Source organism: Streptomyces sp. NPDC058308, assembly GCF_042880275.1.
In the GTDB taxonomy this organism is placed as follows: domain Bacteria; phylum Actinomycetota; class Actinomycetes; order Streptomycetales; family Streptomycetaceae; genus Streptomyces.
This window is the reverse complement of sequence record NZ_JBHVZA010000031.1, coordinates 62149-80056: the sequence shown is the minus strand read 5'-3', so window position 1 is coordinate 80056 and position 17908 is coordinate 62149. Positions and strand designations below refer to the sequence as shown.

Genomic DNA, 17908 nt, shown 5'->3' with positions numbered 1-17908 from the left:
AGCTCCCCCAGGGGCGCGGGGAACTGCGCGCCAAGCCACACCCGACCCGCACCCGAGAAGCACCCCCGGCTCCCCCAGGGGCGCGGGGAACTGCGCACCAAGCCACACACGGCCCGCACCCGAGACACCCGAGAAGCAACCGCCACCCCACACCACCCCCCCCACCCCCTCCCGACCCCCTAGGGGGCAACCACCGGGACAACGCAGGGGTGCAAGCCCCTCCAAGAGAGGGAGCGACCACGTACCGTTGACGCATGACGAGCATCGGTGGTGCGGAGATGGTCGACTGGAACCTCGCGGTGGCGACCGCGACCCGGCTCGTGAGGCCGGGCCCAGAAGTGAGCCGTGACGAGGCGCGAGCCGTCGTCGCCGAGCTGCGCCGGCACGCCAAGTCCTCGGAGGAGCACGTCCGTTCCTTCACGGGGATGGGCACGGCGGAGACCCACGACACCCCGGTCCTCGTGGTCGACAGGGCAGGCTGGATCCGGGCCAACGTGGAGGGCTTCCGCGAGCTCCTCAAGCCCCTCCTGGACAAGATGCAGGACCGCCGCGGAGGCGCGGGGGGCGCCGTCCTCGGCGCGGTCGGCGGCAAGGTGACGGGCGTGGAGCTGGGCATGCTCCTGTCCTTCCTCGCCTCGCGCGTCCTCGGGCAGTACGAGACCTTCGCCCCGGCCACCCGCGACCTCCCCGCGAGTGCGAACGGCGGCGGCAGGCTCCTCCTCGTCGCGCCGAACATCGTGCATGTGGAGCGCGAGCTGGACGTGGACCCGCACGACTTCCGGCTCTGGGTCTGCCTGCACGAGGAGACGCACCGCACCCAGTTCACCGCCGTCCCCTGGCTCCGCGACCACCTCCAAGGGGAGATCCAGTCGTTCCTCGGGGAGACCGAGGTCGACCCGATGACGGTCCTGGAGCGCATCAGGGAGGCCGCCCAGTCGCTCGCGGGCGGCCGGAGCGAGGCGGAGGGCGACGAGTCCGCCGACGGGGGCCGCTCCCTCGTGGAGCTGGTGCAGACCCCCGCCCAGCGCGAGATCCTCGCCCGTCTGACGGCCGTGATGTCCCTCCTGGAGGGCCACGCGGACTTCGTGATGGACGGTGTGGGGCCGGAGGTCGTGCCGTCCGTGGGCGAGATCCGCGAGAAGTTCAAGGAGCGGCGCGCGCGCGGCGCGAGCCGCCTCGACCAGGCCCTGCGCAAGCTCCTCGGCCTCGACGCGAAACTGCGCCAGTACCGCGACGGCGAGCGCTTCGTGCGCGCGGTCGTCAACGAGGTCGGCATGGACGGCTTCAACCGCGTGTGGACATCGCCGAACACGCTGCCCACGAAGGCGGAGATCGCCAAACCGGCGGACTGGGTCGCGCGGGTGCACCGTAAGGGAGACTGAGATACCGGATGCGGCCGACGGCAGGAGAACGCCCCCGCAATCACCCGTCCGAGGGACCGTAGGCGGTGGGTAGGCGTGCAATGCTCGGGGAACGGCTCGGCTCTGTCACCATCGACACACTCTGAGTGACCGAACTTGCGGGAAAGAAGGCCCCCAGTGGGTCCGGATGCCCCGAGTGTGTCCTGAGTGACTGGTCCGAGGCTCACCCCCGAACTTCATGAAGGGAACCGGACATGGGTCCCCATCCTGCGGTCGCGGCGATACGCCTGGCGGTCCGCCGCGTACTCCACGACGTACTGACCGACGTACAGCGCAGCACCGAGAACGACCCGCCCCACCCCCCGCACGAGCAGGCCCCGCCGCCGCTCGTGCTCGTCGCATGCTCCGGCGGCGCCGACTCCATGGCGCTCGCCTCCGCGCTCGCCTTCGAAGCCCCCAAGCTCGGCATCCGCGCCGGCGGGGTCACGGTGGACCACGGCCTGCAGCCCGGGTCCGAGCTGCGCGCCGCCGAGGTCGTGGTGCGCCTGACCGCGCTCGGCCTCACTCCGGTCGAGTCCTGCACGGTGCGCGTCGGCCGGGACGGCGGCCCCGAAGCCGCCGCCCGCGACGCTCGCTACGCAGCCCTGGACGCCGCCGCCGAACGGCATTCAGCAGCCGCCGTGCTGCTCGGCCACACCCGCGACGACCAGGCGGAGACCGTGCTGCTCGGCCTCGCCCGCGGCTCCGGGATCCGCTCCCTGTCCGGGATGGCCGAGACCTCGGGGGTCGCCGGCCGTTACCGCCGCCCCTTCCTGCAGATCGACCGGCAGACCGCCCGCAAGGCGTGCATGGTCCAGTCGCTGCCCGTCTGGGACGACCCGCACAACGCCGACCCGGCGTACACCCGGTCCCGGCTGCGCCACGAGGGACTGCCGGCCCTGGAGAAGGCGCTCGGCAAGGGAGTCGTCGAGGCGCTCGCCCGCACGGCCCAACTGTCCCGGGACGACGCCGACGCCCTCGACCTGTGGGCGGCCCAGGCCGAGACGACCGTGCGCGACGCCACCGGCCTCCTGGAGTGCGCCAAGCTCTACGCGCTGCCGCCCGCCGTGCGGCGCCGCATCGTGCGCCGGGCCGCCATCGAGGCGGGCGCGCCCGCCGGCGCGCTGTTCGCCCGGCACATCGAGGAAGTGGACCGTCTGATCACCGGCTGGCGCGGCCAGGGAGCCATCAACCTCCCGGGCAAAGTCGTGGCTCAGCGGCAGGGTGGCAGACTGGTGATCCGGCAAGGCTGACGAGAGCCCCGTGTTCGTTGCGGGCCCTGTCGGCCGGTGGGACGACCGAAAGTGATGCGGGTGGACGCGAAAGACATGGGCACCGACCTCCAGTCGGTGCTCATCACCAAGGAAGAGATCGACGCGAAGCTGGCTGAGCTGGCTGCGAAGGTCGACGCGGAGTACGCGGGCAAGGATCTGCTGATCGTCGGCGTCCTCAAGGGCGCGGTGATGGTCATGGCGGACCTGGCGCGGGCGCTGTCCACCCCCGTCACGATGGACTGGATGGCCGTGTCGTCGTATGGCGCGGGCACCCAGTCGTCCGGCGTCGTGCGGATCCTCAAGGACCTGGACACCGACATCAAGGGCAAGCACGTCCTGATCGTCGAGGACATCATCGACTCCGGCCTGACGCTGTCGTGGCTGCTCTCGAACCTCGGCTCGCGCGAGCCCGCCTCCCTGGAGGTGTGCACGCTGCTGCGCAAGCCCGAGGCGGCGAAGGTCGCGATCGACGTGAAGTGGATCGGCTTCGACATCCCGAACGAGTTCGTCGTGGGGTACGGCCTCGACTTCGCCGAGAAGTACCGCAACCTCCCGTTCGTGGGAACGCTGGCGCCGCACGTCTACGGCGGCTGACGTTCCGTAGCACCGCGTACGACGCCGGGGAACCCTCACCCGTTTCCCGCCGTTGAAGCATGCGAAGGCGGTATTGCCAGCAGTCCCAGGCATCTTCGGGTCACAATGCTGGGGTACCGTCCGAAGAACAGTCTTTATCAAACTCACTATGGCAGGAGGGACGGGGCGTCATCGCTCCGTATGGATGGACGTGAAGCGATACTTCCGTGGGCCAGTCATGTGGATCGTGCTGGCCGTCCTTGCCGTGGTCGTGTTGATGCAGGTCGTCGGCTCGTCCGGCGGCTACAAGACGGTGGACACCGGCCAGGTCGTCCAGGCGATCAACGACAACAAGGTCGAGTCAGCCAAGATCACCACTGGTGACGAGCAGATCATCAAGGCCGAGCTCAAGGACGGCCAGAAGGTCGAGGGCAGCAGCAAGATCCAGGCGAGCTACATCGGCGACCAGGGCGTCGACCTCGCCAAGTCCCTCCAGTCCAAGTACCAGACCAAGGACATCCCGGACGGTTACACCGTCTCGCCGTCGAAGCAGAACCCGTTCGTCGGCATCCTGCTCTCCCTGCTCCCCTTCGTCCTCATCGTCGTCGTCTTCCTGTTCCTGATGAATCAGATGCAGGGCGGCGGCTCCCGGGTCATGAACTTCGGGAAGTCCAAGGCGAAGCTCATCACCAAGGACACCCCGAAGACGACCTTCTCCGATGTGGCGGGGTCCGACGAGGCGGTCGAGGAGCTCCACGAGATCAAGGAGTTCCTGCAGGAGCCGGCGAAGTTCCAGGCCGTCGGCGCCAAGATCCCCAAGGGTGTGCTCCTCTACGGCCCGCCCGGTACGGGTAAGACGCTCCTCGCGCGCGCCGTCGCCGGTGAGGCCGGAGTCCCGTTCTACTCGATCTCCGGTTCCGACTTCGTCGAGATGTTCGTCGGTGTCGGTGCCTCCCGTGTGCGTGACCTCTTCGAGCAGGCCAAGGCGAACGCCCCGGCGATCGTCTTCGTCGACGAGATCGACGCCGTCGGCCGCCACCGCGGCGCCGGCATGGGCGGCGGTCACGACGAGCGCGAGCAGACGCTGAACCAGCTGCTCGTCGAGATGGACGGCTTCGACGTGAAGGGCGGCGTCATCCTGATCGCCGCCACGAACCGGCCCGACATCCTCGACCCGGCGCTGCTGCGCCCCGGCCGCTTCGACCGGCAGATCGCCGTCGACCGCCCGGACATGCAGGGCCGTCTGGAGATCCTAAAGGTCCACCAGAAGGGCAAGCCGGTCGCCCCGGACGTCGACCTCGGCGCGGTGGCCCGTCGTACGCCCGGTTTCACCGGCGCCGACCTGTCGAACGTGCTGAACGAAGCGGCGCTCCTGACGGCGCGCGGCGACAAGAAGCTGATCGACAACCACGCGCTGGACGAGGCGATCGACCGCGTCGTGGCGGGCCCGCAGAAGCGGACCAGGATCATGTCCGACAAGGAGAAGAAGATCACCGCGTACCACGAGGGCGGTCACGCCCTGGTCGCGGCGGCGTCTCCGAACTCGGACCCGGTCCACAAGATCACGATCCTGTCCCGCGGCCGGGCCCTCGGTTACACGATGGTCCTGCCCGAAGAGGACAAGTACTCGACCACGCGCAACGAAATGCTCGACCAGCTCGCGTACATGCTGGGCGGGCGCGCGGCCGAGGAGCTCGTCTTCCACGACCCGACGACGGGCGCGGCGAACGACATCGAGAAGGCCACCGCGACCGCCCGTGCCATGGTCACGCAGTACGGCATGACCGAGCGGCTCGGCGCGATCAAGTTCGGCGGTGACAACACCGAGCCGTTCCTGGGCCGCGAGATGGGTCACCCGCGCGACTACTCGGAAGAGGTCGCGGCGCTGGTCGACGAAGAGGTCAAGAAGCTCATCGAGACCGCGCACAACGAAGCGTGGGAGATCCTCGTCGAGAACCGCGACGTCCTCGACAACCTGGTTCTGCAGCTCCTCGAGAAGGAGACGCTCAACAAGGAGCAGATCGCCGAGGTCTTCGCAGGCATCGTCAAGCGCCCGGCCCGCCCGGCGTGGACCGGTTCCTCGCGGCGCACGCCCTCGACCCGCCCGCCGGTGCTCTCCCCCCGGGAGCTGTCGCTGACGAACGGTGCGAACGGCACCACCCCCGCGGTGACCGCGGGCACGGAGCAGCCCATCGAGGTGGCCCCGGAGGACCGCCCCGAGAGCTGACCCCGCCTGCCTCAGCAGGCCCGGAATGTATGCCGCGCCCCCCTGGTTCTAGCCTGGGGGGCGCGGCTTGTTTTGTACGCCCGCCGTAGGCACGCTCACACCCGCGCAGGCAGGCGCGGGTACGCACAGGAACGAGGCACAGATGACCGACCCCGTGACGCTCGACGGCGAGGGCTCGATCGGTGAGTTCGACGAGAAGCGGGCCGAGAACGCCGTGCGTGAGCTGCTGATCGCCGTGGGGGAGGACCCGGACCGCGAGGGCCTGCGGGAGACGCCGGGGCGCGTGGCGCGGGCGTACAGGGAGATATTCGCGGGGCTGTGGCAGCGGCCGGAGGACGTCCTGACGACGACGTTCGACCTCGGCCACGACGAGATGGTCCTGGTGAAGGACATCGAGGTCATGAGCTCCTGCGAACACCATCTGGTGCCGTTCGTCGGGGTCGCCCACGTCGGCTACATCCCGTCCACCGACGGCAAGATCACGGGCCTGTCGAAGCTGGCCAGGCTCGTGGATGTGTTCGCGCGCAGGCCGCAGGTGCAGGAGCGGCTGACGACGCAGATCGCCGACTCCCTGATGGAGATACTGGAGCCGCGCGGTGTGATCGTGGTCGTCGAGTGCGAGCACATGTGCATGACGATGCGCGGGGTGCGCAAGCCCGGCGCCAAGACGATCACCTCCGCGGTGCGCGGACAGCTGCGCGACCCCGCGACGCGCAATGAGGCGATGAGCCTGATCATCGCCCGCTGAGCCGCTCCCGTTCCGACCGGCCCCACAACTCCCCCTCCCCGGGCCAGGTGGGCCGGAGGGCGGTGCCGAGACGGGGCGGAGGGGGCCCTGGGGCGCGGTTACGCCGCCGCGGCCGTCCCGCCGTCCTCGTCGTCGTCCTCGGGGAGCTTGCAGACCCGCTCCATGAAGAAGGCGGCCACGATCACCGCGATGCCCATCAGGACCGAGAGCCCGGCATACACCGCCTGGTCGCGGCGGCCGGGGATGTCGAGGAACTCCAGCATGAACACGCCCACACCGCCGTACATCCCGGTGACGAGCGCCGCGACCAGGGCACTGGCCTGGCCGAAGACGACGGCGCGGGCGGCCATCATCGGTTCGACGCCCTTCGCGCCGGGGCGGCGCTCGCGCTGGGCGCGCAGCCGCGAGCGGAGCGAGAGCGCCGTCGCGAACAGGACGACGGCGATGACCGCGAGCACGATGGGCGCGGCCAGCGGGACGCGCGGCAGCGTGCCGAAGGAGTCCCACAGCCGGGCGCCCGACCAGGACAGCACTCCGGCCGCGAGGAAAAGGCCGGCCAGTGTCCTGATGCGCAGTTCCTTCACGGGTGACCCTTCATCGGCTTGCTTACCTCGACCGCCTTCTCCAACGACTACTCCGGCAGTCGGAGTTCCAGGTCGGCGCGGGGCGCGACACCTTCGCGGGTGACCTTCTCCAGGAGCTGTGCCACCGGACCGCGGCCGGCCAACTGGGCCTCGGGGTCGACGTCGTGCCAGGGGGCGAGGACGAAGGCACGCTCGTGCGCGCGCGGGTGGGGCAGCGTGAGCACCGGGTCGTCGGAGACGACGTCGGCGTACGCCACGATGTCCACGTCGATCGTGCGCGGGCCCCAGCGCTCGTCGCGGACGCGGTGGAAGGCCTCCTCGACCGCGTGCGCGCGCTCCAGGAGCGAGGCGGGCGGCAGGGTCGTCTTCACCACGACGACCGCGTTGAAGTACGAGGGCTGGCTGCCGGGATCGACGCCCCACGGCTCGGTCTCGTACACCGGAGAGACCGCCTTGACCCGCAGGCCGGGCGTGTCCTCCAGGGCGTCGATGGCGCCCTGCAGCGTCTCCAGGCGGTTGCCGAGATTGCTGCCGAGGGAGATCACGGCGCGCTTGGGGTTGGAGAGGGTGGTGTCCGCCGCGTCCACCTGTTCGACGACGGAGGTGGGCACCGGCTGGACGGTCGGGTCGCTCTGACCCGCTTTGAAGGGCGCAGTCATACTCGGCTCCGGGTGATGGTGACGGTCACGTCGTCGAACGGCACGGTGATCGGGGCGTCCGGCTTGTGCACGCACACCTCGACCTCCAGGACTCCGTCGTGCTTGAGACACGCCTGCGCGATGCGCTCGGCCAGCGTCTCGATGAGGTCGACGGGTTCGCCCTCGACGACGGCGACGACCTCTTCGGCCACGATCCCGTAGTGCACGGTCTTCGCCAGGTCGTCGTCGGCCGCGGCCGCGCGCGTGTCCAGACCAAGCACCAGGTCCACGATGAAGGTCTGGCCCTCTTCGCGCTCCCGCGGATAGACACCGTGGTGCCCGCGGGCCTTGAGGCCGCGCAGCGCGACACGATCCACGCGAATCACTCCTGCAATCGTCGGTATCGGCAGGCCTGTACCGAGTGCGGTCGGCACACCAGCCTCGATCGAATCTACCTGCGAGCACCGACAGTGCTCGCCCGCGGGGCCCGCGGAGGGCCACGGCGGAGGCCGGTCGAGCCGCGTTCCGGCCGCGGCTCATGGCCGGTGGCCGCCCGTACCCGACGGCCTGTGATCCCAGCCACTCCCAGCGTCTACCCACTCAGGAGGGGGTCTCGTCGTCCTCCTCGCCGTCAGTTTCGGCCAGCACGGGCGACGCGTGGTGGGACCAGAGTTTCCAGCCGTCGGGTGTGCGCCGGAACACATTGGTGGCGACCACGAGCTGGCCCACGAGCGGGCCGAGTTCACCGCCGCCCTCCGGGGGCGGTCCGCCGCTGAGGATGTTCTCGGTGCACGTCACCAGGGCGGTGTCGCCGGTCACGCCGACCTTCAGATCGGTGAGGAAGAACTGGATGTACTCCGTGTTCGCCATGATCAGCGCGTACGACCTGAGGACCTCGCCGCGGCCTCTGAGGACGGGCCAGCCGGGGTGGACGCAGGAGACGGTGTCCCCGGCCGTCGTCTCGGCCTCGCCGCCCTCTGTGGTGTCGTCGAGGACGTTGTCGGCGTCGGTCTCGGTGGTGGTGACCGTTCCGTCGGTGTCCGTGTCGGAGTCCAGCCACAGGTCGGACACCGCGTCGAAGTCGCCGCGCTCCAGCGCTTCGTAAAAGGCGGTGTTGGCCAGCTCGACCTGCTCGATGTCGGTCCGTGCCGCGGTCACCGGTGGCCGCCCGCCGCGCCCGTCACGGCCCGGGCGACCCGGACCGCGTCGGCCGTGGCCCGCACCTCGTGCACGCGGACCGCCCAGGCGCCCTGGTGGGCGGCTATGGCGGAGACCGCGGCGGTGGCGGCGTCGCGCTCGCGGGCGGGCGGCGGGGCGCCCTCGGGGCCGGCGAGGACGCGGCCGAGGAACCGCTTGCGGGAGGCGGCGACGAGGATCGGGTGGCCGAGCTCGGTGAGCCGCTCGAAGCGGCCGAGGAGGGCCAGGTCGTGTTCGGCGTCCTTGGAGAAGCCGAGGCCCGGGTCGATGACGATGCGCTCGGGGGCGATGCCGCCCTCGATGGCGGCCGCCACGCGTGCGTGCAGCTCGGTGACGACTTCGGAGACCACGTCCTCGTAATGCGGCCTGGCGTGGATGTCGGTGAGGAAGCCGCGCCAGTGCATGACGACGAAGGGAGCGTCCGCGGCGGCGACCGCCGGGACCATGCGGGGATCGGCGAGGCCGCCGCTGACGTCGTTCACGAGGACGGCGCCCGCGGCCAGTGCCTGCTCGGCGACGGTGGCGCGCATGGTGTCCACGGAGACCGTGACGCCTTCGGCGGCCAGGCCGCGCACCACGGGGACGACGCGCTTGAGCTCCTCGTCCTCGTCCACGCGGGAGGCGCCGGGGCGGGTGGACTCGCCGCCGACGTCGACGAGGTCGGCGCCCTGCGCGACCAGGTCGATGCCGTGCTTGACGGCGGCCGTCGTGTCGAACCAGCGACCGCCGTCGGAGAACGAGTCCGGCGTCACGTTCACCACGCCCATGACCGCACAGCGGTCCCACTCCGGCAGCCCCTGGACCGATCCCCGCCCGCGCAACGTACTCATGCCTCCAGCCTAGGCCCGTGGGGACGGGTGCTACGCCGCCTGGACCTCGCGTTCCGCCGCCTGGTGCGGGCAGGGGCGGCGCTGCGGGGTGCCCCTGCGCAGGAACCGGGGGAGGGCGAGGGTCACGAAGCCCTCGGCCTGCATGGCGGCGAAGCCGATGCGGGGCAGGTCCTTGCTGGAGCGGTAGACGACGAAGCGGGGCTCCCAGCGGGGGCGGAACTTCGCGTTGAACTTGTACAGGGACTCGATCTGGAACCAGCGGGAGAGGAAGACCAGCAGGCCGCGCCAGGCGCGCAGGACGGGGCCCGCGCCGATCTTCTCGCCGCGGGCGAGGGCCGCGCGGAACATCGCGAAGTTGAGCGAGACTCGAGCGATGCCGAGTTTCGGGGCGGCCTGCAGGGCGGCGACGATGAGCAGCTCGTTCATGCCGGGGTCGGCGGAGCGGTCGCGGCGCATGAGGTCGAGGGAGACGCCGTCCTTGCCCCACGGCACGAAGTGGAGGACGGCCTTCAGGTCGCCGTAGGAGCCGGGCTCCTCGTCCGCCTTGTGCGCGGTGGCGATCAGACAGTCGCCGTCGTTCGGGTCGCCGATGCGGCCGAGCGCCATGGAGAAGCCGCGCTCGGTGTCGGTGCCGCGCCAGTCGTCGGCGGCGCGCTGGATCTTGGCGAGCTCCTGCGCGCCGAGGTCACGGATGCGCCGTACGCGCGTCTCGTAGCCATTGCGCTCGATCCGCTTGACCATCTGGCGTACGTTGCGCATCGCACGCCCGGAGAGGGAGAAATCCACGACGTCCACCACCGCCTCGTCGCCCAGTTCCAGGGCGTCAAGGCCGGTCTCGCGGGTCCAGACCTCGCCGCCGGTCTCGGAGCAGCCCATGACGGCGGGCGTCCAGGAGTGGGCCTTCGCCTCGTCCATGAAGCGCTCGATCGCGCCGGGCCAGGCCTCGACGTCACCGATGGGGTCGCCGCTCGCGAGCATCACTCCGGAGACGACGCGGTAGGTGACGGCGGCCTTGCCGCTGGGGGAGAAGACGACGGCCTTGTCGCGGCGGAGCGCGAAGTGGCCGAGCGAGTCGCGGCCGCCGTGCTTGTCGAGCAGCGCGCGCAGCTTCGTCTCGTCGTCCTCGGTGAGGCGCGCGATCGGGTGCTCGGGGCGGAAGGCCAGGTAGATGGTGGTGAGGGCGGTCAGCATGCCGAGGGCGCCGAGGGAGAAACCGACCGTCCAGGACGTGCGTCCGTAGTAGTCGACGGGTCCTTCGAAGCCGAAGAGGCCGTAGAGGACGTGCTCCAGGCGGTCCGTGATGCTCGGGTCCCCGACGACCTTCCCGGGGTGGATGCTGACGATCACCAGGCCCAGAGCGATCGAACCGGCACCGAGGAGGACGAAGTTGGCCAGCGCCCGCCAGCGGCTGCGCGGATCGGGCAGCGCCGTGAACTCACTCCGATGGCGCAACAGGAGCGCGAGAAGCGCGAGCGAGATCACCACGCCGATGACCGAGTGCCGGTATCCGAACTGCGCCACGGCGCCCACGGGCAGCAGCACCGTGGCGGCCCGCCACGCCCGGCGCTTGTGGCGCCGCAGGCCGTGCGCGAGCAGGAGCAGCAGGATGCCGGAGCTGAGCGCCATTGCGGCGGCGAACGGGCCGAGCGCGCCGGGCAGCACCTCGGCGATGGCGTGCATGCGGCTGTGCCGGAAGCGAGGGAAGACACCGGCCGCGACATTCAGCAGGCCGACGAGCGTGCATGCTCTGGCGACGAGGGTCGGCACCGCCTCGGGCCGTGGGCCGCGCAGTATCCGGCGCAGTCGACCGTCGCGGTGGCGGCCCTCACTGTCCGGAACCCCGCCCGACTTTTCCCCATCTATCCTGACAGACATCGCATCCCGTAGTTCTGCGAGAGACCTTGATTCCGGCGCCAGAACGGCATCCGGCAACATTGCGTTCTCTAGGACGGTCCTTCTGGGACACGGGTTCATTCCCGACCGGAAACCGCTGGAAAAGCTCTGGCAAGGACCCCGGTAAGCGCCGGCAAGGTCCGGGCCGGGCCCGGTCAAGCCGCGGCACGTGCCCGGCACAGGTAGAAAGCGCAGGCAGGAACACCCCATGGGTCTCACGAGCAACAAGGTCCTCGCCCTTGCGGTCTTGCTGGCGGTGCTGCTCTTCGTCGGCACGATCTGGCTCTGGCCGCGGCTCGCCCGCCGCAGCTGGAAGGCGATCACCGGCCGCGTCGGGCTGCTCATCGCCACCCAGGTCGCCATATTCGCCTCGGTGGGCCTGTCGGCCAACCAGGCCTTCGGCTTCTACGCCACGTGGGCCGACCTCTTCGGCCAGGAGACGGCCCCCGGAGTGGTGGTCGACCACGATCCGGCCAAAGGAACAGGGCCCGTCAAGGTCGTCGACACCCAGACCGTGAACGTGCCGGGCGGCAGCCGGCCCGCCACCGGGGGCCAGATCCAGAAGGTCGAGATCAGCGGCAAGAGGTCCGACATCGCCAGCCCGGCCTACGTCTACCTGCCGCCCGAGTACTTCCAGCCGCAGTACAAGAACCGGAAGTTCCCCGCGGCCGTGGTGCTCACCGGCTACCCGGGCACCGCGCAGGCGCTGATCAAGGGGCTGCACTACCCGCAGACCGCCCACAAGCAGGCCGCCGACGGCAAGATGCAGCCGATGATCTTGGTCATGATGCGGCCCACGGTGGCACCGCCGCGCGACACGGAGTGCGTGGACATCCCCGGCGGCCCGCAGACCGAGACGTTCTTCGCCAAGGACCTGCCCGGAGCTGTGGCGGATCACTACAGGGTGGGTGTCAAGCCCCAGAACTGGGGCGCCATCGGCGACTCCACGGGCGGCTACTGCGCCCTGAAGCTCGCCATGCACCACCCCGAGGCGTACGCCGCGGGCGCGGGCCTGTCCGCGTACTACAAGGCACCCCTCGACGTCACCACCGGCGACCTCTTCCACGGCGACAAGGACCTGCAGCGGCGCGCCGACCTGCTCTGGTACCTCGACCACAAGCCGGCGCCCAAGACGTCCCTGCTGGTGACCAGCAGCAAGAAGGGCGAGGACAACTACGGCGACACCCAGAAGTTTATCGACAAGGTGAAGCCGCCCACACGCGTCTCGTCGATCACGCTGGACAGCGGCGGGCACAACTTCAACACCTGGCGCAGGGAGATCCCCGCCGCCCTGAAGTGGATGGGCGGGCGCCTCAGCGAGGACTGAGGCTCAGTCCGTGCCGAAGGTGCCGACCGTGCCGATCGCCGTCACCGTCTCCAGGTCGACCTCGGCGCGCGCGATGGCGCGCGCCTCCGCCGCCGTGGAGCGGCGCAGGGCCTCGTGCAGCCGGGCCGGGGTGAGCACGCCGAGGAAGCGGCCCTCGCTGTCCTTGTCGATGACCGCGATCCACCCCGCGTCGTGCTGCAGCATCGTCGCGAACGCCTGCTTCAGGCTCGCGCCCACCGGCAGCCACGCCTCCATGCGGCGGGCGTGCGCGCGGACCGTGCCGCTGCCCACGCGCGCGTGCTCGGCGGAGATCCAGCCGTGCAGGTTGTTGTCGCCGTCCAGGACGACGGCCCAGCGGGCGTCGAGCTCCTTGGGCAGCGGGTCGTCGAGGTGCACCACGGGGGGCTGTTCCAGGTCGCCCTCCTCGATCGGCGTCACGGAGAGCCGCTTCAGGCCGCGGTCCGCGCCGACGAAGTCGGCCACGTAGTCGTTCGCGGGGGCGCCGAGGACCGTCGAGGGGGTGTCGAACTGCTCGATGCGGCCCTCTCCGTAGACGGCGATCCGGTCGCCGAGACGGACCGCCTCCTCGATGTCGTGCGTGACGAAGAGCACGGTCTTGCGCACGGCCTGCTGGAGGCGGAGGAACTCGTTCTGCAGGTGCTCGCGCACCACCGGGTCGACCGCTCCGAAGGGCTCGTCCATCAGGAGCACCGGCGGGTCGGCCGCCAGGGCGCGGGCCACGCCGACGCGTTGGCGCTGTCCTCCGGAGAGCTGCTCGGGATAGCGGTCGCCGAAGACGGCGGGGTCGAGGCCGACCAGGTCGAGGAGTTCGGCCGCGCGCTCGCGGGCCTTGCCCCGCTTGACGCCGAGGAGGTGCGGCACGGTCGCCGTGTTGTCGAGGACTGTCTTGTGCGGGAAGAGGCCGACCTGCTGGATCACATAGCCGATACGGCGCCGCAGTTGGACCGGATCGATCGCGGATATGTCGTCGCCGTCGACGCATATCCGGCCCGCGCTCGGCTCGATGAGCCGGTTCACCATTTTCATCGTCGTCGTCTTGCCGCAGCCCGAGGGGCCGACGAGCGTGACCAGTTCACCCTCGGCGACCTCGAAGGACAGATCGTCGACGGCCGTGGTGCCGTCCGCATAGCGCTTGGTGACGTGCTCGAACCGGATCATGGTTCCCCATTGTGGAGGGCGGTGGCGGGCTTTGCGTAAAGGCGGTGTTGCGGCCGTACGACGAGTCTCTGCGATTGTCGGTGCCGCGCGTTAGGGTCGCCAGACACGGGGGGGGACGTGCGTACGGCATACGTCCGGGGATTCGGGGGAGGTGGGGCGCGTGGCCGAGAAGAACTGTCTGGTGACGAACGACTGGGTCTGCGGAGAATATCTCCGCACCCGCAGCCAGGAGTTGACCGATGCGACCCTGCAGCACGTGGGGATCACGGTCGTCTCCGTGGTGATCGGAGTCGCGGTGGCCCTGCCGCTCGCCCTGCTCGCGCGGCGCTGGCGTTTCCTCGCGGGACCGATCCTCGGCGTGACGACCGTGCTCTACTCCATCCCCTCGCTGGCGATGTTCTCGCTGCTCCTGCCCCTCTTCGGGCTCTCGGCCTCACTGGTCGTCACCGGCCTCGTGCTGTACAGCCTCACGGTCCTCGTGCGGAACATCCTGGCCGGTCTCCAGGCCGTCCCCGACGAGGCGCGGGACGCCGCCAGGGGGATGGGGTACGGCCCGGCGAGGCTGCTGTGGGAGGTGGAGCTGCCGCTCGCGCTGCCCGCCCTGCTTGCCGGCGTCCGCATCACCACGGTCTCCACGGTCGCGCTGACCACCGTCGGCGCCATCGTGGACTACGGCGGCCTCGGCACCCTCATCCTCGACGGCCTCGACACGACCTTCAAGGCCCAGGTGCTCACGGCGTCGGTGCTCTGCGTGCTCCTCGCCGTGACCGCCGACCTGCTGCTGCTCGGGCTCCAGCGGTGGCTGACGCCGTGGACGCGGGCCCATCGGATACGGACGAGCCGCGCCGCGCGGAAGGCGGACCCGGCCAAGGTGGCTGAGCCTGTATGAACGCGATATCCGGGGCGTACGACTGGCTGACCACGGGCGCCAACTGGCAGGGCGAGAAGGGGGTGTGGCACCGGCTCGCCGAGCACCTGTACTTCAGCGGTGTCTGCCTCGCCGTCGCCTGCGTCATCGCGCTGCCCCTCGCGCTGTACCTCGGCCACATCGGCAAGGGCGGCGCCCTCGCGGTCAACATCTCCAACGTCGGCCGTGCGGTGCCCACCCTGGCCCTGCTGATCCTGCTCACGCTCACCCCGCTCGGTGAGCACGGCGACGCGCCGACGCTGATCGCGCTCGTGCTCTTCGCCGTACCGCCCCTGCTGACCAACGCGTATCTGGGGATGCGCGAGGTGGACCGGTCGGTGGTGGAGGCCGCGCGCGGGATGGGGATGAGCGGCGGCCAGCTGTTCGCGCGGGTCGAGCTGCCGCTCGCGTATCCGCTGATCATGACCGGCGTCCGGTCGGCCGGTGTCCAGGTGGTCGCGACGGCCACGCTCGCCGCGATGGCGGGCGAGGGGGGCCTCGGCCGGATCATCACGGCCGGGTTCAACCTGCAGAACACGCCGCAAGTGGTGGCGGGCGCCGTCCTGGTGGCGCTGCTCGCGCTGCTCGTGGAGGGGGTCCTGGTCGTCGCCGGACGTCTCTTCGACCCGATGCGGCGATAGCTCAGTGCGGCGATAGCTCAGTGCGGCGAAAGCCCGGTACAGCGAGTTCTGATTCTTTCTTCCTTTCGAAATGGTGGTTCACCGATGAACAGCAACACGCGTCGTGCGCGACGGATGGCAGGGGCGGTCGCGACCGTCGTGGCGCTGACCGCGGGTCTCGCCGCGTGCGGCGGGGACGACCTGGAGTCGAAGGGCGGCGGGGCGGACAAGGCGGGCGACGGCAAGAAGGGCTCGCTCGTCGTGGGCTCCGCGCGGTTCACCGAGCAGAAGGTGCTCGCCGAGCTCTATGTGGGCGTCTTGGCGGATGCCGGTTATGACGCGCAGGTCAAGACCGTGCAGAACCGCGAGATCTACAAGCCCGAACTGAAGAAGGGCTCGATCGACGTCGCGCCCGAATACGCGGCGACGCTCGCGGAATTCCTCAACCGCGAGAAGAACGGCCCGAAGGCGAAGCCCGTCGCCTCCAGCGATGTGGACGCCACGGTGAGCGCTCTGGAGAAGCTCGCGGAGCCGCAGGGTCTGAAGGTGCTCCCGGCGGGTAAGGCGGTCGACCAGAACGCGTTCGCGGTCTCCAGGGAATACGCCGAGAAGCACAAGCTCAAGACGCTCTCGGACCTCGGCAGGTCGGGCGAGAAGGTCAAGATCGCGGCGGGCGACGAATGCGAGACCCGCCCCTTCTGCGCGCCGGGCCTGAAGTCGAAGTACGGCATCGACGTCGCCGGAATCGACCCCAAGGGCGTCGGCAACACGCAGTCCAAGCAGGCCGTCAAGAACGGCACGGACCAGATGCTGCTGACCACGACGACCGACGCGACGCTGAAGAACTACGACCTCGTGGTCCTCGAGGACGACAAGAAGCTGCAGAACGCGGACAACATCGTTCCGGTGGTGAACGAGAAGGAGGCCGGTGGCAAGGAGATAGCCGCCGCGCTCGGGAAGCTGACCAAGACACTCACCACGGAAGACCTCATGGAACTCAACCGGAAGGTCGACGAGGAGCGGCAGAAGGAAGCGGATGTCGCGCACGAGTATCTGAAGTCGAAGGGCCTGATCTGAAGTTGATCAAGAAAAGTTCCGGGAAGTTCCGTGATCGCAGCGGAAGTTGAGCGCTGAAGTAAAGCGGATGAGGGGTGGGGAGTTGTGGCGAGTTCTGGTTGTGATGCCTGCTTTTTGCCGGGCGGGGCACCAGACTTCGCCTACGCGCGGTAAGTTTCTGGCCATGCCACGTGGACGTCACCGCCATTCCCCACCCCTGCACAGGCTGCTTCCTCCCTCGACGGTCGCAGGCGTCTCTGTTCTCAGCGCCGGCGGCGCCTGGATGTTCGCGGAACCGATCGTGCTCCGCGGACTCGTCGCGGCCGCGGCGGCCGCCGCCGTCGTCGGCTCGGTCGTCATGCGCCGCTGGGACCAGGCGGCCGGCAAACGCGTCGCCGAACTCGGCCGGGCCCGCGCGAGCGACGAGTGGCGCTACGAGGAACGGATAGCCGAGGCCGAGGGCGACCTCGAGGAGTCCCGCGAACTGCGGGGCAAGCTGGAGACGAAGCTGCGCGCCAAGCGCGCCGAGCTGGCGGCGCTGCGCAACGAGCACGCGGCGCTCCTGCGGCGGTACGCCACCGCCGAGACGGAGCGGGCCAGCGCCCTGGAGGGGCGTCGGCTGCTCGCCATCGAGGCGTCGTCCCCGGCGCCCGCGCTGCCGGCGGCCGGTACGGGTTCTGGCGCGGGTTCCGGCGCGGAGGACCTGGTGCCCGCGGTGCGGGCCGGGGCGCCGGTGCCCGGGGCGCGTACGGAGGCTTCACCTGGTGCAGAGGCTTCACCTCGTACGGAGGCTCCGGCTCGTACGGAGACCAGTTCTGGCTCTGGCTCTGGCTCTGATTCTGACTCAGGCTCAGGCTCTGGTGCGAGTGGCGAGGCGGCGAGGAGTGCCGCCCGGCCGGGTGCGAGTCCCACCCCCTCCCTGTTCCTGCGGGCCAACGTGGCGCTCGACCGTATGGCACCGGGACCGGCGTCCGGGGACGAAGCGGAGGACGATTCGCAGGGGAAGCCCGGGGCGGCCGACGGATACGGCGGGCACGAGCGCGCGGTCGCCGTCGCGCCGCCCGTGCAGGCGCGGCGCCAGGCGCCCCAGGGCGGGTTCGACTTCTTCGGCACGAAGAACGTGGCGCCCGCGGCGCTGGAGTCCGTGCAGAACGAGGACCTCGCCGACGTCGTGGGTGAGGAGGCCCTCGCGGTCCACAAGGCGGAGGCCGAGGGCGCGTTCAAGAACGCGCCCGAGGACGACGCGGCGCGGGGTGTCGGCCAGGTCATCGACCTGACGGCCCACGACGAGACGGAACAGATCGACGTGGCGGGACTGAGGACGGCCCTGCGGGCGTGAGCGTCGCGCCCCTGTAGGGGCGCGGGGAACTGCGCGCCCAGCCGCGCCGTGCCCGCAGCCGCCCCGCGAGGCGCCCCGGCAGGACACTGGGCGAAGCGCCCGGCGCCCGGCAGCAG

The 17908-nt window shown here is 70.3% G+C and carries 17 protein-coding genes; 10 read left to right on the top strand and 7 right to left on the bottom strand.

Features of this window, described 5'->3' with window-relative positions:
• Positions 1-254: 254 nt before the first annotated feature.
• The 5 genes from ACFVYL_RS31800 to folE all read left to right on the top strand — a co-directional run bounded on the left by ACFVYL_RS31800 (position 255) and on the right by folE (position 6222).
• Positions 255-1382, top strand: coding sequence for a zinc-dependent metalloprotease (locus ACFVYL_RS31800; protein WP_389722091.1), 1128 nt, complete (start codon positions 255-257; stop codon positions 1380-1382).
• A 233-nt stretch (positions 1383-1615) separates the two neighbouring features.
• Positions 1616-2653, top strand: a complete 1038-nt coding sequence (tilS, locus tag ACFVYL_RS31795; protein WP_389722089.1) for a tRNA lysidine(34) synthetase TilS — start codon at positions 1616-1618, stop codon at positions 2651-2653.
• 54 nt (positions 2654-2707) lie between these two features.
• Positions 2708-3268: a hypoxanthine phosphoribosyltransferase gene (hpt, locus tag ACFVYL_RS31790; RefSeq protein WP_055549829.1), complete on the top strand. Its 561-nt coding sequence runs from the start codon at positions 2708-2710 to the stop codon at positions 3266-3268.
• 184 nt (positions 3269-3452) lie between these two features.
• Entirely contained in the window at positions 3453-5474 is a 2022-nt protein-coding gene (gene ftsH / locus ACFVYL_RS31785; RefSeq protein ID WP_389722087.1) for an ATP-dependent zinc metalloprotease FtsH, read from the top strand.
• A 142-nt stretch (positions 5475-5616) separates the two neighbouring features.
• Positions 5617-6222 carry a GTP cyclohydrolase I FolE gene (folE, locus tag ACFVYL_RS31780; protein ID WP_389722085.1) on the top strand — a complete coding sequence of 202 codons (606 nt, stop codon included), beginning with the start codon at positions 5617-5619 and terminating at the stop codon, positions 6220-6222.
• 98 nt (positions 6223-6320) lie between these two features.
• On the opposite strand, the gene ACFVYL_RS31775 is transcribed toward folE, so the two are convergent.
• The 6 genes from ACFVYL_RS31775 to ACFVYL_RS31750 form a co-directional block, all read right to left on the bottom strand.
• Entirely contained in the window at positions 6321-6806 is a 486-nt protein-coding gene (locus tag ACFVYL_RS31775) for a DUF3180 domain-containing protein (protein WP_389722083.1), read from the bottom strand.
• Positions 6807-6853: 47 nt separating this feature from the next.
• Positions 6854-7465 carry a 2-amino-4-hydroxy-6-hydroxymethyldihydropteridine diphosphokinase gene (gene folK, locus ACFVYL_RS31770; protein WP_389722081.1) on the bottom strand — a complete coding sequence of 204 codons (612 nt, stop codon included), beginning with the start codon at positions 7463-7465 and terminating at the stop codon, positions 6854-6856.
• Positions 7462-7821, bottom strand: coding sequence for a dihydroneopterin aldolase (gene folB, locus ACFVYL_RS31765; protein ID WP_055565731.1), 360 nt, complete (start codon positions 7819-7821; stop codon positions 7462-7464). The genes folK and folB overlap by 4 nt, the downstream gene beginning before the upstream one ends.
• Before the next feature lie 223 nt (positions 7822-8044).
• Positions 8045-8602 carry a nuclear transport factor 2 family protein gene (locus tag ACFVYL_RS31760; RefSeq protein WP_389722079.1) on the bottom strand — a complete coding sequence of 186 codons (558 nt, stop codon included), beginning with the start codon at positions 8600-8602 and terminating at the stop codon, positions 8045-8047.
• Positions 8599-9471 (bottom strand): dihydropteroate synthase, encoded by an 873-nt coding sequence (folP, locus tag ACFVYL_RS31755; RefSeq protein ID WP_389722077.1) that lies wholly within the window; start codon positions 9469-9471, stop codon positions 8599-8601. Before folP ends, ACFVYL_RS31760 begins: the two co-directional genes overlap by 4 nt.
• Positions 9472-9501: 30 nt before the next feature.
• Positions 9502-11346, bottom strand: coding sequence for a phosphatidylglycerol lysyltransferase domain-containing protein (locus tag ACFVYL_RS31750; protein ID WP_389722075.1), 1845 nt, complete (start codon positions 11344-11346; stop codon positions 9502-9504).
• A gap of 226 nt (positions 11347-11572) precedes the next feature.
• Between ACFVYL_RS31750 and ACFVYL_RS31745 the strand changes: the two genes are divergently transcribed.
• The gene (locus ACFVYL_RS31745; protein ID WP_389722073.1) at positions 11573-12691 is read left to right on the top strand and encodes an alpha/beta hydrolase; all 1119 of its coding nucleotides are present in this window, start codon (positions 11573-11575) and stop codon (positions 12689-12691) included.
• Positions 12692-12694: 3 nt separating this feature from the next.
• On the opposite strand, the gene ACFVYL_RS31740 is transcribed toward ACFVYL_RS31745, so the two are convergent.
• Entirely contained in the window at positions 12695-13870 is a 1176-nt protein-coding gene (locus ACFVYL_RS31740) for an ABC transporter ATP-binding protein (protein WP_389722071.1), read from the bottom strand.
• Between the two features lie 160 nt (positions 13871-14030).
• On the opposite strand from ACFVYL_RS31740, the gene ACFVYL_RS31735 reads away from it, so the two are divergent.
• From ACFVYL_RS31735 to ACFVYL_RS31720, 4 genes are all read left to right on the top strand, one after another.
• Entirely contained in the window at positions 14031-14759 is a 729-nt protein-coding gene (locus ACFVYL_RS31735) for an ABC transporter permease (RefSeq protein ID WP_389722069.1), read from the top strand.
• Positions 14756-15418, top strand: a complete 663-nt coding sequence (locus ACFVYL_RS31730) for an ABC transporter permease (RefSeq protein ID WP_361725700.1) — start codon at positions 14756-14758, stop codon at positions 15416-15418. The genes ACFVYL_RS31735 and ACFVYL_RS31730 overlap by 4 nt, the downstream gene beginning before the upstream one ends.
• Before the next feature lie 84 nt (positions 15419-15502).
• Positions 15503-16474, top strand: coding sequence for an ABC transporter substrate-binding protein (locus ACFVYL_RS31725; protein WP_389722067.1), 972 nt, complete (start codon positions 15503-15505; stop codon positions 16472-16474).
• A 262-nt stretch (positions 16475-16736) separates the two neighbouring features.
• Positions 16737-17792: a hypothetical protein gene (locus tag ACFVYL_RS31720; RefSeq protein ID WP_389722065.1), complete on the top strand. Its 1056-nt coding sequence runs from the start codon at positions 16737-16739 to the stop codon at positions 17790-17792.
• Positions 17793-17908 lie beyond the last annotated feature (116 nt).

Bases quoted from the DNA above. Each gene is read 5' to 3' on its own strand.
- ACFVYL_RS31800 (WP_389722091.1), top strand. From the start codon at position 255: ATGACGAGCATCGGTGGTGCGGAGATGGTCGACTGGAACCTCGCGGTG.
- tilS (WP_389722089.1), top strand. From the start codon at position 1,616: ATGGGTCCCCATCCTGCGGTCGCGGCGATACGCCTGGCGGTCCGCCGC.
- hpt (WP_055549829.1), top strand. From the start codon at position 2,708: ATGCGGGTGGACGCGAAAGACATGGGCACCGACCTCCAGTCGGTGCTC.
- ftsH (WP_389722087.1), top strand. From the start codon at position 3,453: ATGGACGTGAAGCGATACTTCCGTGGGCCAGTCATGTGGATCGTGCTG.
- folE (WP_389722085.1), top strand. From the start codon at position 5,617: ATGACCGACCCCGTGACGCTCGACGGCGAGGGCTCGATCGGTGAGTTC.
- folK (WP_389722081.1), bottom strand. From the start codon at position 7,465: ATGACTGCGCCCTTCAAAGCGGGTCAGAGCGACCCGACCGTCCAGCCG.
- folP (WP_389722077.1), bottom strand. From the start codon at position 9,471: ATGAGTACGTTGCGCGGGCGGGGATCGGTCCAGGGGCTGCCGGAGTGG.
- ACFVYL_RS31750 (WP_389722075.1), bottom strand. From the start codon at position 11,346: ATGTCTGTCAGGATAGATGGGGAAAAGTCGGGCGGGGTTCCGGACAGT.
- ACFVYL_RS31745 (WP_389722073.1), top strand. From the start codon at position 11,573: ATGGGTCTCACGAGCAACAAGGTCCTCGCCCTTGCGGTCTTGCTGGCG.
- ACFVYL_RS31740 (WP_389722071.1), bottom strand. From the start codon at position 13,870: ATGATCCGGTTCGAGCACGTCACCAAGCGCTATGCGGACGGCACCACG.
- ACFVYL_RS31730 (WP_361725700.1), top strand. From the start codon at position 14,756: ATGAACGCGATATCCGGGGCGTACGACTGGCTGACCACGGGCGCCAAC.
- ACFVYL_RS31725 (WP_389722067.1), top strand. From the start codon at position 15,503: ATGAACAGCAACACGCGTCGTGCGCGACGGATGGCAGGGGCGGTCGCG.
- ACFVYL_RS31720 (WP_389722065.1), top strand. From the start codon at position 16,737: ATGTTCGCGGAACCGATCGTGCTCCGCGGACTCGTCGCGGCCGCGGCG.